This window comes from Flavobacterium taihuense (genome assembly GCF_019351435.1).
In the GTDB taxonomy this organism is placed as follows: domain Bacteria; phylum Bacteroidota; class Bacteroidia; order Flavobacteriales; family Flavobacteriaceae; genus Flavobacterium; species Flavobacterium taihuense.
This window is the reverse complement of record NZ_JAHWYN010000009.1, coordinates 128,735-142,970: the sequence shown is the minus strand read 5'-3', so window position 1 is coordinate 142,970 and position 14,236 is coordinate 128,735. Positions and strand designations below refer to the sequence as shown.

The window sequence follows — 14,236 nt, the reverse complement described above, 5'->3', positions numbered from 1 at the left end:
TTATGGGAGAATTTTTCGTTAGAAGACCAATTGTCGCTATGGTTATTAGTATCATTATAGTGTTACTAGGGCTATTGGCATTACAAAAAACACCAGTTTCTCAATATCCTGATATTGTTCCTCCAGTTGTAAAAATAACAACAAGTTTCACAGGAGCCAATGCTTTGAATGTGGAACAAGCTGTGGCAACACCTATAGAACAAAAGGTTAATGGTGTTGAGAATATGTTGTATATGAAATCCATCAATACTTCTGATGGAGCCCTAACACTTGAAGTAACTTTTGACGTGGGCACCAACTTAGACAATGCCAATATGCTTACTCAAAATCGTCAGGCACAATCGGCTCCATTTATGCCTGCAAGTGTTAAACAACAAGGGGTAGTGGTAAAAAAATCGCTGTCTTTCCCATTGATGTTGTTTACTTTAACTTCCAAAAACCCTAAATACGATGCAAAATTTTTAAACAATTATGCGAGTATTAATATCGCAGATCGATTAGCTCGTATCAAAGGAGTTGGTGAAGTTACGCTCTGGGGTAGTGATTATTCGATGAGGGTTTGGTTGAAGGCTGATGTAATGTCTAGACTAGGTGTTACTGTTGAAGATGTTAAAAATGCTTTGAATGCCCAAAATATGATTAGTCCAGGAGGAAAGTTTGGGTCTCAACCTGCACCAATTGGCACTGAATTTACCTATGGTGTTACACTCCAAGATCGATTGGTTACTGAACAACAATTTGGTAAAATTGTTGTTAGAAGTAAAGAAGACGGAGCTGAAGTGCTATTAAGTGATATTTCTCGCATTGAATTAGGTACTGAAAATTATAGTACAAATGCTCGAAGAAATGGTAATCCGGCTGCTGCAATTACGATTTTCCAAATGCCAGGAAGTAATGCATTGGAAGTAGCTGCTGAAGCCAAAGCAGCAATGAAAGAAATGTCTCAGAGATTCCCTAAAGACATTGAGTATCAAGAATCATTAGACACCACCCTAGCCATTACAGCTGGTGTAGAGGATATTGTTCATACGCTTTTTGAAGCAGTATTATTAGTTATCCTTGTGGTTTTTATTTTCCTTCAAAATTGGCGTGCTACCTTAATCCCTTTGATCACTGTGCCAGTTTCATTAATTGGAACAATTGCCGTTTTTCCTTTATTAGGATTCTCCATAAACACTCTGTCCTTATTAGGGTTAGTGTTGGCCATTGGTATTGTGGTCGATGATGCCATTGTGGTGGTGGAAGCCGTAATACATCATATCGAACACGGTAAATCCCCTAAGGACGCAACAATTCAGGCTATGAAAGAAGTTTCGGGACCTGTAATTGCTATTGCGTTGATTTTGTGTGCTGTATTTATTCCTGTAGCAATGACTCCCGGAATTACCGGACGTTTTTATCAGCAGTTTGCTATAACCATTGCCGTCTCGGTGGCATTCTCTGCATTTAGTGCTTTGTCATTAAGTCCAGCCTTATGTGCGATGCTCCTAAAACCCACAAAACCAGTCGAAGAGCAAACAGGATGGTTGGCTAAATTTTTCACAGGATTCAATAGAATTTTTGAAAAAGTTACTGGAGGGTATCTTAAAGGGGTGAATTTTTTTGCTAAAAAATCGATGCGTATAGTTGCAATGTTAGGAGTTATATTAATAGCAGTTACATTTTTAGGAATAAAAATCCCGTTAGGATTTATTCCAGAGGAAGATCAAGGGTATGTTTTGTTAAATATACAATTACCACCATCATCATCTTTACAACGCACAGAAGAAGTCTCTAAACAAGTAGATGCTATTTTGAAAAAGGAGGATGCTATTCTCTCTTACACCACAATTAATGGATATAGTTTACTTACGAGTTCGAATCTTCCTAATAATGCATTTATTTTTATAGCATTAAAACCTTGGGAAGAACGTTCTTTTACAGCCAAGGAATTTACGGATCAATTGAATGCTAAACTAGCAATGCAAGTAACCAAAGGAACGGCTTTTGCATTTGGGCCTCCTGCAATTCAAGGATTAGGAGCTTCGGCTGGTTTTAGTTTAATGTTGCAGGATAGAGGAGGAAATACGCCAGAATATTTGGCGCAACAAACGCAATCTTTTATTGCAGCTGCTCAAAAAAGACCTGAAATTCAACGTATTTACACCACATTTAATGCCGCAACACCTCAAATAAAATTAGAAATTGATAATGAAAAAGCGATGAAATTGGGTGTGCCTGTTTCAAGGGTTACGGAAGCATTAGGAGCCTTTTTAGGAGGAACTTATGTAAATGATTTCAACCGATTTGGGCGTCAATATAAAGTGTTCTTACAAGGGGAAGCTTCAGATCGTGTTAAACCTGAAAATTTAAATTTAATTTACATTAAAAACAATAATGGATCTATGTTGCCAATTTCTACGTTGGTTACAGCTACCAAAGTGACGGGTCCAGATTTTACAAATAGGTTAAATTTATTTAGATCAGCCGAAATTGGTGGTAGTGCAAATGAGGGTTACAGTAGTGCGCAAGCCTTGGATGCTCTGGAAGAGGTGGCTAAAGAAACGCTTCCAAATGATATGAGTTTCGATTACATTAACTTGTCGTATCAGGAGAAAAATTCGCCAGGAGGAAGCTCAGTGTTTTTAATGGCATTGGTATTCGTGTTCTTAATTTTAGCAGCACAATACGAAAGTTGGAAACTACCTTTTAGTGTATTGCTTGGAGCACCATTGGCTGTGTTTGGAGCGTTTTTAGGTTTGTTTTTGGCACGATTTACAAGCGACGCTTATGTGAATAACGTTTTTGCTCAAATTGGATTGGTACTGCTGATTGGACTAGTTGCAAAAAATGCTATTCTTATCGTTGAATTTGCCAAAGAAGAACACGAAAAGAAAGGTGTGCCTCTGTATGAAGCGGCAATGGTATCAGCAAAATTGCGTTTCCGACCTATATTGATGACTGCTTTTGCATTTATTCTTGGAGTTGTACCCTTGCTTACCGCTACAGGAGCAGGTTCTCAGGCTCGTATAGTTATGGGAATGGCTGTGTTCAGCGGGATGCTTATAGCCACTATCCTTGGGGTATTAATTGTGCCAGGTCTTTATGTAATGATTGAAAATATTGGAAAAAAGAAAGATGTGGTAGCCTTAAATGATAATAGTATTGAATCAAAAACACCAGATCATGAATAGTAAATCAAAAATAATTGTCATCATTCTTATACTTGCTATACTTCCTGTCGGTTGTTTAGTTGGGCCTAAATATAATAAGCCGGAAGATCAAAATGCAGAAACTTTTCGAAATGGTCCAACAAATGTTGATACCTTGGCTTCTGTTGTTAATGTAAAATGGTTTGACTTATTTAATGATGATGTTTTAAAAGATCTAATCAACAAAGGGTTAGTCAATAATTATGATATGAAAATTGCTATGGCTCGAATTGATCGCTCCAGAGCTGAATTAGGCTATACGAAAGCCGATTTGTTGCCAGCAGTTGGTTACGGTGCTAATTTGAATAGTAATGAAAAAATGGTTCCCACTTCAAATGCTTCAGCTTCTCTATCTTGGGAATTGGACTTTTGGGGGAAAATTCGACACGAAAATAGAGCGGTTCAAAATGAATTATTTGCTAGTGAAGAAGGCCGTAAAGTAATACTTTCTAATTTGGTCAGTGATATTGCGGTAGCCTATTTTCAGCTTCGCGATTTTGACAATCGTTTGCTCATTTCAGAAAAAACTTTAGAATCTAGAAAAAAGGCATATGATATCATAAATAGTAGGTTTAAAGAAGGCTATGTTTCCGAAGTTGATTTGGTGCAAATCGCACAGCAAGTTGCGATTGCAGAAGCTACTATTCCAGCTATTCAGCGTCAAATAACCAATTTTGAAAATATAATTTCAATTTTATTAGGACAAGCTCCCGGTCCAATTCAAAGAGGTAAATCTAATCTTGAACTTCAAGTAGCCAATGAAATACCTGTCTCAATTCCGTCCCTACTATTACGTAATAGACCCGATGTGAATCAGGCAGAAAGAACCTATATGGCAGCAAATGAAAGAGTCGGAGTTGCTCAAGCAATGCGTTTTCCATCGTTTAATATAGCTGCAATTGCTGGATTTGCAAATAGTTCGATAAGTTCATTATTTGATGGTTCTTCATACATACAAAACGCAAGTGCAGGTGTCACTGGTCCAATTTTTAATTTTGGAAAGAATAAAAGAAGAGTTGAGATTTATCGTCAAATTGCCGAGGAATCGAGACTTACTTATCAAAAAACATGCATAGTTGCTGTTGCTGAGGTAGAGCAATCGTTGCAAGATTTAAAAACGTATAGGGCAGAATGGGAAGCAAGAAATAAACAAGTTACGGCAGCTAGAAAGAATTTGGAATTATCAAGTGCAAGATATTATAATGGGTACACTTCATTTTTAGAAGTTTTAGACGTCGAGAGATCTTTATTTGAGGCCGAATTAAGTCTGTCTGAACTTACACAAAATCAACTCAGTTCTTCAATAAAATTGTACAGAGCTTTGGGTGGTGGTTGGAACTAATCCAATTTTTTAAACCCATAAAAAAACCATTCGCCGCGGCGAATGGTTTTTTGCTTTATTAATATTTCTTAGCAATACTCGTTGAAAGCATCTTTTAAGTTCTCTGCAATAGTTTCGGCTGGGCGTCCTTCGATATGGTGACGCTCTAGCATGTGAACCAATTCACCATCTTTGAACAAGGCAATGCTTGGAGAAGATGGAGGGAATGGGAACATGAATCCTCTTGCAGCTTCTACAGCTTCACGATCTACACCTGCAAAAACAGTTACTAGATTTGATGGTTTTTTGTCATTGTCTAAGCTCATTTTTGCGCCTGGACGTGCATTTCTTGCTGCGCAACCACAAACAGAGTTTACTACTACAAGTGTGGTTCCTGCTGATTTTATGGCACTTTCAACAGCGTCAGCAGTATGTAATTCTTGAAAACCAGCAACTGTTAATTCAGCTTGCATTGGTTTTACCATTTCTTCTGGATACATATTTTTTATTTTAAGTTTAACTTTTAGAATTGCAAAGTTACAAAGTTTAGTTGCAAGAACTTAATTTGAATTATAAAGTTTTGTTATAGTTTGATTGCTATTAGTTTACTTTAAAAACGAATCGGAACAGTGCTTTTATGAAAATTGCTTTCGGACATTTTAAAATAACACGTAAATCTTCTAAAAAGGATGTTTCTTCATCTAGGAATTTGAATATAAGTGTGGGGTTGCCTTTTTGAAAAAGGGAAGAAAATATCAAAGAACCTAATTCGTTATTACGGCTTAGGATGTTCAATAGTAATAAATCATAATACCAGAATTTTGTTTTTTTATGAAAGGATTTAAAGTCTTTTTCTGTTTGAAGAAAGGCAACTAATTCAGTTGATTTTTTATCCGAATTTTTAAAAGTATATCCTGTACTGGCTTTTGTCCATCCTCCAGCGGTGCCAATATTCAGTACGCGTTTGGTGTTTTTTTTCCAAAAAGGGAAACAAGTCATCGGGATACTTCCTTGCTCTTTTTCAATAATTTCATAATTTTCAGCTCCTAATTTAGCGAGATACTCCTGAATTTCTTTTTCGTATTCTTCTATTGGAAGCAGATCTTTTGAAAACAGCGTGTATTCTATCAAAGCTTCTTTTTTTGATGCTGGCAACACATACATAAAACGGGTATTCCCTTTTTGAGGAACCGAAAAATCCATAAAAGTTGCCTGATCCGGATTGAATATATCTGTTTCGGTTTTGACAAACCAACCTATGAAATGTTGCTGTAAAACTGGATATTTTTGTTGGGTTTCAACGAATTCTTTTGAGTAAATACTGTTGTACAGCGATTCACAAGTGTATCTATTTGTGTCCGTTCCGACAAAAACGTGAGTGACTAATTCATTGATGTCTATGACTTTTTCATTCAAAAAAGTAATATTTTTTTGCTTCAAAAGGATTTCAAAAATGAAATTGTAAAAATCCAACCCTCGAATCTGATTGTATTGATAGGGTTTTAAATCTAAAACTCGCTTAAAATTTACATCAGCAAACAAGGCTGAATTCCATTTTTGACTTATTATGGAATCCCAAATAGTTTTGTTTTTATCCCAAAAGCACCAAGTTCTGTCGTTTGTTTTTTTGGTATTCGAATCTAAAAGTAAAATGGTTTTGTCTTCAAATTTTTTAGAACAAACCATTTTATAAACTGTCATCAAAGTTGCTAATCCGGTACCGGAAAAAATGTAATCGAAATGTTTTATTTGTGATGAAATCATTCTCAAAAATAGTTTATTATTCGTTTAATTTTTCTAATACAATTAAAAAATCTTTGGTAGGAAGGTAATTGCTTTGTTGAAAAACGATATCATTTTGGGCATTCAAAATACAAATTGTTGGATAAGAAGTTTGATTGTTTATCGTTGCCAGTTCATGAGCCAATTCGTTAATTCCTGCAGTATTTCCATAAGTTTTGAAAATGAATTTTCTTGATTTGAAAGTAATTGCACGTTTTTCTTCGGCATTTAATGATACAAGATAAAAATTTTCGTTAAGATTTTTAATGACTTCTTTGTTTTTGAAAGTACTGTTTTTCATCGCTTGACAATATTTGCACCAATCCGTATGGATAAACATGATTACTTTCCTTTTTTGAATGGTTTGTAAACTGTCAATTTGTTCGAAGGAATAGGTTTTCAGTTGTGCAAAACCATTTGGAATTGCCCAAAAGAATATCAATAGCATGTAAATCCATTTCTTCATTTAAAATAAATTATATCGTAATCCGAAGAATCCCCTAATTCCTTGATTTGGTCCGTAAACATAAGTGGTGTCAAATGTTAAACCATAAGGATTGTCCAGAGTTACCAGTACTTTTCCGTTTGGATCGTATTGCACATTTTTGTCAAACGGATCTTCGGTTCTGGAAATCAGGAAAGGATTGTTTTGTTTTGGAGTAAAGTTAAGCAGGTTTTTGATACCAGCATATAGTTCAAAGCCTTTAATTCTGGTGTAAGTAAACTGTATGTTTTGCAAACTGTACCAAGGAGAGTATGGACTGCGGGGATCTGTCTCACTCAATAATGGTAACTTCATCGGGCTATACACATTCCCAGTGTAGTCAATGGCAAGATCCATTTGCTTTATTTTGTAGGAAGCACTCCACGTAGCCGTGAAATTCTCGGTTAGGTAAGGTCTTGTTTTTATTCCGTTTTCTATATTGGAAACATCCATATATGTGGCCCCAAGTATGAGTTTTAATCCGTTGGTGAAATTTGTATCAATATTACAACTGATTCCCTGACTTAAAGCATAACCGTCTATGTTGTTATAAATAATTTTGTTTGGGTCTGTTGCATAATCAGATACTATTTTATTGCTGAATTGGGTATAAAAAGCGGTAGTTTCGATGCCAAAAAATGTGCCGTTATTTAAGTAGATTTTCTTGATATAATTAAAATTAGCATTCATTGATTTTTCAGGATCCAGATTGCTGGCAATAACCACTTCTCTAGACCCAGTCAAAGCTGCATGGTCTTCGGTGAATAAATTGACAACCCTAAAACCGGTTCCAGCGTTAAATCGCAGAATATTGTTTTCGTTAATTTTTAATTTATAGGCTATTCGAGGTGTGAAAATATTGCCGTGAATTGAATTGTAATCGTATCGCAAGCCGAACAGTACTTTGTGTTTCTCGCTGAACGTAATTTCATCCTGGGCAAATATTCCTGGAAGCCATGTTTTTTCAGGATTGTTTTCGTTTAAAAGCGAGGTAGATTGCGTATTGTCATCATAATAGGTGTAACGTGAGGCTATACCAGTCAGTAAATCGTTTTTGCCTATTTTTTTGTCCCAAGTCAGTTGAAGAAATCCAATTTTTTGATTCGCAATATAGGAGGTTGTTCCATATCGACTGTCTTGAAAATGTATCGTTCCCGAAAAGGAAAGCATTAGTTTTTCGGTGGTTGGCAATTGGTAACTTCCTAATAATTCGCCTCTTTTGGTATAAATGCTCTCTCCATAAATTTCATCGCCCCCACGGTATTTTTTCTCCCAATTTACATCACCGCCCCAACGATCTTCATACATTCCCCGAACGGCAATTGTGAATAATTGGTTTTGAGGCCTGTTGAAATTCCATTTATTGAAAAGCGAAATTCTGTTTTGAGTCGTTACATCCGTAAATCCATCATGGTCATTGTCTATGGTTTGGTTGTAATTGTAATAATTTAGTCCCAATAGAGAAGTTGCCTTTTTAGTAATGTTAAATTTAATTCCCAAATCAGCATTGGTTTCTAGCCAAGAAGTAGTAAATACATCAAAAGAAAAAAGGGGAGCATTAGTTGGGTTTTTGGTTATAATGTTGATTAAACCCCCTACGGCTTCACTTCCGTACAAAGAAGATGCGGGGCCTTTTACAATTTCGATGCGTTCCACCAATGAATTTGGAATCCCTGACAATCCATAAACAGTAGATAAACTGCTCACTATCGGCATTCCGTCAATCATCACCGAAGTGTACGGACCTTCGAGACCATTGATGTGAATGTCTCCTGTATTGCAAATGCCGCAGTTGAGTTGCGGTCTTACTCCGTTTACATTTTGCAACGCTTCATAGATGCTGGGTGTTGGGTTTTTCTTGAAAAAAACTGGGGTGTAGACTTCAACAGGAACGGCACTTTCAAGTCGTTTTACAGCTTTTAAAGTTCCGGAAACTACAACCTCGTTGAGTTCATTGTCTTCTATTTGTAATTCAAAATTCAATTTAATTGTTATTTCGTCTTGTTTTGTGAGGTTTTTTCGCTGGGTTTTATATCCTACAGCAGTTACTAGTATTTTATAGTTGCCTTTTGGAATTTTTTGAAAGGCGTAGATGCCTTTGGAATCTGTTTGAGTGTTGTAATTGGTTCCTATTATCTCTACGGTTGCATTTTCAATTGGGGTTGATTTGTGCATAACTATTCCTTCTATAGTTTTGTTTTCTTGACAGTATATTAATTGAATTGCGAGTATTATTATAAACGAAAATAATTTTTTCATTTTATTAAATTAAATTTTAGACAAAGCTAAAAAAATAATTTCATTAATGTAAAGTTATTTTATATATTTGTTTTTTAAACTATTAAAAATGTCCAAATCACTTGAAGAAGTAAACCAATCGGTCTCTACACAAAATAAAAAAACAGTACTTAAAAAAATATTGGCCTTTTTTGGTCCAGCCTATTTGGTTAGTGTAGGCTACATGGATCCTGGAAATTGGGCGACAGACATCGCCGGAGGTAGTCAGTTTGGGTATGCTTTATTGTGGGTTTTGTTAATGAGTAACTTAATGGCGTTGCTGTTACAAAGTTTAAGTGCCCGATTAGGAATTGTTACACAACGTGATTTGGCGCAAGCGTCACGAGAAACCTATTCGAAATTCATTAATTATATTCTTTATTTTCTTGCCGAAATTGCTATCGCAGCCTGTGATCTTGCTGAGGTCCTAGGAATGGCTATTGGTATCAATTTATTGTTTGGAATTCCATTGGTAGAAGCAGTAATGATTACTGTTTTGGATACCTTTTTATTACTTTTTCTAATCAATAAAGGGATACGCAAAATGGAAGCTTTTATCATTGTATTAGTAATGATTATTGGATTGTCATTTATATTTGAAATGATATTTGCCCAACCCGAAATGGGGAAAGTGCTTTACGGTTTGATCCCTTCTTTACCTAATGAATCGGCACTTTATATTGCTATTGGAATCATTGGGGCCACTGTAATGCCTCACAATTTATACCTTCATTCCTCTCTGGTACAAACCAGAAAATTTGACCGAAGTCCTGCAGGAATCAAGCAAGCTATAAAATATAATTTTATAGATTCAACAATTGCTTTAAACTTGGCTTTCTTTGTTAATGCTGCTATTTTAATTTTGGCGGCAGCCACTTTCTATAAAAACGGAATGTTTGAAGTGGCCGAAATTCAAGATGCTTATCGTTTTCTGCAACCGATATTAGGAACGAAATGGGCACCTATTTTGTTTGCAGTAGCATTAATTGCTGCAGGTCAAAGCTCGACGGTTACAGGAACGTTAGCAGGACAAATTGTGATGGAAGGCTATTTGAATTTGCGAATTCAGCCTTGGGTTCGCCGAATCATTACACGTTTAATTGCGATTGTACCGGCCATAATTGTCATTTTGATTTTTGGTGAAAGCGTAACCGGAAAAATGCTGATTTTGAGTCAGGTAATTCTAAGTTTACAGTTAGGGTTCGCCATCATTCCGCTTATTCATTTCGTGAGTGATAAACGAAAAATGAAAGGTTTTCATATTAGCAAAACCACTCAAATAGCCTCATGGATTGTGGCTTTGATTATTGTTTCGCTTAACGCCAAATTAGTTTATTCTGAAATTCAAGGATGGTTGGAAACTTCAGAAAATCCATTAATTCTTTGGTTAACAGTTGTGCCTTTGGCAATCAGTTTCTTGATTTTATTGCTTTATATCGTAATTAAACCTTTTGTGACGAAATCAAAACCGGATATTCAAAACCATTCTCCGCATCTTTTGGCTTTGAAGTTTTCTTCAACGGGAACCTATTCTTATAAAAACATTGCTGTTTCGGTTGACTTTTCCACTGCAGATGAAGCCGCTTTAAACCATGCTTTTGAATTGGGAGGAATGGATGCAAAATACACCTTGATGCATGTGGTTGAAACCGTTGGCGCTATGATGTATGGCAATGAAGCTGATGATCATGAAACCACAATAGATGAAACGCTATTGCTGGAATATAAGGAAATGCTTTCGCAAAAAGGCTTTAAAATCGAAACAGAATTAGGATTTGGAAATCCAACGAAGATTATACCAACAATAATTAATAATGGCAGTTTTGATATTTTGGTCATGGGAACGCATGGGCATACAGGCTTGAAAGATCTAATTTTTGGAACCACAGTTGACAAACTGCGCCATAAAATTTCAATACCTTTGTTTATTGTAAAAAATTAATTGCAATTGGAAAAATCAATTTCAATTGGAAATCTGCAATCTTAAATCATAAATCTGCAATCTAAATCGCATGACTTTCTCCGAAGAAAATTATCTTAAATCCATTTATCATCTTACCACTAGTTTAGACAGTGAAGTAAGCACCAATGCTATTGCAGAAATGATGGAAACCAAAGCTTCGTCTGTGACCGATATGCTTAAAAAATTGTCTGAAAAAGACTTGGTCAATTATAAAAAATACCAAGGGGTTTCATTGACGGAAAACGGAAAACTAGCTGCCAAAATGATTGTTAGAAAACATCGTTTATGGGAAGTTTTTTTGGTTGAGAAACTTGATTTTTCGTGGGATGAAGTGCATGATATTGCCGAACAATTGGAGCATATAAAATCTGAAAAACTGATTAATAAGCTTGATGATTTTCTAGGAAATCCAACTGAAGATCCACATGGCGATCCAATTCCCGATGCGCAAGGTCGAATAATTGCGATTGAAAAGCAATTGCTATCTGAGTTATTGGCTAATCAATCAGGAATTTGTGTGGGGGTGAAAGACAATTCTTCTGATTTCTTGAAGTATCTGGACAAACAGCAAATTGGTTTGGGAACTAAAATTGTAGTGGTCACAAAGGAACCTTTTGATTTATCCTTAAAAATAATAGTGAACGAAGTAGAATTGTCTATTTCTAATAAAATTGCAAGTAATTTGTTTGTGAAAGTAGTTTAGGATTGATATGATTTTGAACTTTTTGATTCAATATATTCAACTCAGAGAATAATTTATTAAGTTTTGTTTGCTATATTTACACTGCAATTTTAAATCGTAATAATTATGAAAATAAGATTTTTAACTATTATAATAATAGGAATGTGTTTGTCTGGTTTGACCACTTTTTCTCAAAATGAAGCGGCTGCGGGTGAATTGGGTTTGCCTGGAGACAATTTGGATCTTTATGCCGTATTGGATCTTTTTCAAAAATCAAAAACGATTGAAGACTTCGAAAAGTCATTAAATGACGAAAAGAAGAAAATAAATAATTTGGATTTAAACGACGATAAAAAAGTTGATTTTATCAAAGTAGAGACCAAGAAGGATGGTGATGATTTTACATTTATCCTAAGAGATCCTATAAGCAAAACTGAAACGCAGGATGTAGCTGTCATTATGGTGTCAAAAGACAAAAATAAAAAGATAAGCTTGCAAATTATTGGAGATAAAGATTTATACGGAAAGGACTATATTGTTGAGCCTAGTGCAAAAGGTAGCGGTGGAGTTACAGCCAATCCAGCCTATACAGGTGCTGACCCAGTTACCGTGAATGTACCAGCCTCGACTACCACAATAGTAGTTGAGCAAGCCCCAATTGTGCAGTATGTTTATTCGCCTGCTTATGTGCCGTATTATCCTCCGTATTATTACGGGTATTATCCACCTTGGTTTGGATTCGCAACGGTGATGGCAGTTGGTATTTATCGTTCTAATCATTATTATTACCATGGAGGAGGCTATGGTTATCACAATACAAATGTTTATGTGAATCATAATAATTACAATAATTACAATAATAATAGCAGAAACACTTCTAATCGAGTATCGCACAACAACATAAATAATAGTAGGAATAATATTAATATCGGCAATAATAACAACAGAAATAATAATTCGTCAAGAGACGCAAATAGAAATTCTGCCTCAACGCGTGATAATAAGTCTTCAAGTCGCGATGCGAATAGAAATTCAGCTTCAACACGTGATGCTGGAAGGTCATCTACTTCATCAAGACCTTCTGCTTCTAATTCTATGAGTTCTTCCCGTTCCTCAGGCTCGAGCTTTAGTGGGGGCAGTGGCGGTTACCGTTCAGGCGGCGGCGGCGGCGGCTTCAGAGGCGGCGGAGGCGGAAGAAGACGTTAATGTTTTTTTCTATTTATTTAAAAAACAACCATACCATTATAGCTAACCCCGACAACAAATTTTGTGGTCGGGGTTTTTGTTTGGAAATGCAGAGACAATATCATTAATTTAAGGATTTCTTGATCTGCTTTCCTTTGAAGAAATTTACTTTTTTTAAACTAATCCAAAGTAAAGGCAAAGTCGTTAAGAAGCAAAGAAAGTAGTTCTAAATTTTGCGTCCTTGCGCCTTGGCGAGAAAAATAAAAATTTAACTTGATGACATACAGTGCTAAGGTTTGCTCCGAATTTTCAGTAATGGTTTTTTAAGCTAGGTTAGGAGATAAGTTTGACAGTCCAATAGATATAAAAAAGGCTACCCAAAATTAATTTCGGATAGCCTTTTTAGAAAGAAGGGGACTATTTTTAATTGTTTGGCTGATCAGATGCGCTCATATCTCTTAGGCAAACATATTTACCGTCTTTTTTTACAAATAAGCTCATATAATTTCCAGAGTTTACGGTAGTATCTGTAGAATCAACTACTTTGTAATAGCCAAGTTCAACTACTTGTGCCCCATCATTTGATACAAAAACTTCGCTAGTTTTAAACGAAATTTTGTGCCCTACAGAAGTAGAATCTCTATGGGTTTTTAAAAATGTAACGATTGCTGTTTTACCCACTATTGGTTTGCTGTTTTGCGGGTAGGTAATGGCATCATCAGCATGATACCCTATATTTTTCACAATCCCAGCATTGTAAGTATCAGCAAATTCATTCTCCTTGGCTTGAATTTCTTTTTTGATTTGGTTAGTGTCAATAGTAGCTGCTACTGGTTCTTCTTTTTTGCAGGCAATTAATAATAACAATGCACTTGATACAACTAATCCTTTAATAAACGGTTTTTTCATAATAGTAAGTTTTTTTTAAATATAGGCATTAAGTAATTGAAAATTAATGACATAAATTTAAGATAAAAAAATGTAATGAAATGTTTTTTGTACTAGAAATTCGAGTATTTCGTGTCTTTTTGCTTTAAGTTTTTAGAGTATTTTGTGTTTTTTGAGCAAAAAAAGAAGAGAAAGAAGATTAGTTTTAAAAATAATAGGTGGAAAATAACCAAAAGTAAAGCTTTAAAAGTGCTTAATAGAAGTCATTTGCTTACTAATAAGGCAAGTTCATTTTGATAAGAATTGAATTTTTATGAATAAGTTCAAAACTTAAATTAACTACACCCACAGTCTCCGCTTCCACAATTTTTATCCGATTTTTTTTTGAATAAAAACTTTCGAATCAAAAAAGCAAGGGCAATTACAAGTATAATGAAGGCAATTATTTCTTGAATCATAATGT

11 protein-coding genes are annotated in these 14,236 nt (G+C 35.3%); 5 read left to right on the top strand and 6 right to left on the bottom strand.

Annotation, left to right across the window (positions count from 1 at the left end):
• Positions 1–2: 2 nt before the first annotated feature.
• On the top strand, positions 3–3,173 hold the full coding sequence (locus KZH69_RS11950) for an efflux RND transporter permease subunit (RefSeq protein WP_219317700.1): 3,171 nt from the start codon (positions 3–5) through the stop codon (positions 3,171–3,173).
• Positions 3,166–4,533, top strand: a complete 1,368-nt coding sequence (locus KZH69_RS11945) for an efflux transporter outer membrane subunit (protein WP_219317698.1) — start codon at positions 3,166–3,168, stop codon at positions 4,531–4,533. Before KZH69_RS11950 ends, KZH69_RS11945 begins: the two co-directional genes overlap by 8 nt.
• 68 nt (positions 4,534–4,601) lie before the next feature.
• On the opposite strand, the gene KZH69_RS11940 is transcribed toward KZH69_RS11945, so the two are convergent.
• From KZH69_RS11940 to KZH69_RS11925, 4 genes are all read right to left on the bottom strand, one after another.
• Entirely contained in the window at positions 4,602–5,012 is a 411-nt protein-coding gene (locus tag KZH69_RS11940) for a BrxA/BrxB family bacilliredoxin (RefSeq protein ID WP_219317696.1), read from the bottom strand.
• 100 nt (positions 5,013–5,112) lie between these two features.
• Positions 5,113–6,276, bottom strand: coding sequence for a lycopene cyclase family protein (locus KZH69_RS11935; RefSeq protein WP_219317695.1), 1,164 nt, complete (start codon positions 6,274–6,276; stop codon positions 5,113–5,115).
• Positions 6,277–6,292: 16 nt separating this feature from the next.
• Entirely contained in the window at positions 6,293–6,760 is a 468-nt protein-coding gene (locus KZH69_RS11930; RefSeq protein ID WP_219317693.1) for a thioredoxin family protein, read from the bottom strand.
• Entirely contained in the window at positions 6,761–9,037 is a 2,277-nt protein-coding gene (locus KZH69_RS11925) for a TonB-dependent receptor (RefSeq protein WP_219317692.1), read from the bottom strand.
• 88 nt (positions 9,038–9,125) lie between these two features.
• On the opposite strand from KZH69_RS11925, the gene KZH69_RS11920 reads away from it, so the two are divergent.
• The 3 genes from KZH69_RS11920 (at position 9,126) to KZH69_RS11910 (ending at position 12,906) form a co-directional block, all read left to right on the top strand.
• The gene (locus tag KZH69_RS11920; protein ID WP_219317690.1) at positions 9,126–10,997 is read left to right on the top strand and encodes an Nramp family divalent metal transporter; all 1,872 of its coding nucleotides are present in this window, start codon (positions 9,126–9,128) and stop codon (positions 10,995–10,997) included.
• Between the two features lie 70 nt (positions 10,998–11,067).
• Positions 11,068–11,721, top strand: coding sequence for a metal-dependent transcriptional regulator (locus KZH69_RS11915; protein WP_219317689.1), 654 nt, complete (start codon positions 11,068–11,070; stop codon positions 11,719–11,721).
• Positions 11,722–11,826: 105 nt separating this feature from the next.
• Complete coding sequence (locus tag KZH69_RS11910) at positions 11,827–12,906, top strand: hypothetical protein (protein WP_255557899.1); 1,080 nt, start codon at positions 11,827–11,829, stop codon at positions 12,904–12,906.
• 402 nt (positions 12,907–13,308) lie between these two features.
• On the opposite strand, the gene KZH69_RS11905 is transcribed toward KZH69_RS11910, so the two are convergent.
• Both KZH69_RS11905 and KZH69_RS11900 read right to left on the bottom strand, forming a co-directional pair.
• The gene (locus KZH69_RS11905) at positions 13,309–13,794 is read right to left on the bottom strand and encodes a YybH family protein (protein WP_219317688.1); all 486 of its coding nucleotides are present in this window, start codon (positions 13,792–13,794) and stop codon (positions 13,309–13,311) included.
• Positions 13,795–14,108: 314 nt separating this feature from the next.
• Positions 14,109–14,231, bottom strand: coding sequence for a FeoB-associated Cys-rich membrane protein (locus KZH69_RS11900; RefSeq protein WP_219317685.1), 123 nt, complete (start codon positions 14,229–14,231; stop codon positions 14,109–14,111).
• Between the last annotated feature and the right edge of the window lie 5 nt (positions 14,232–14,236).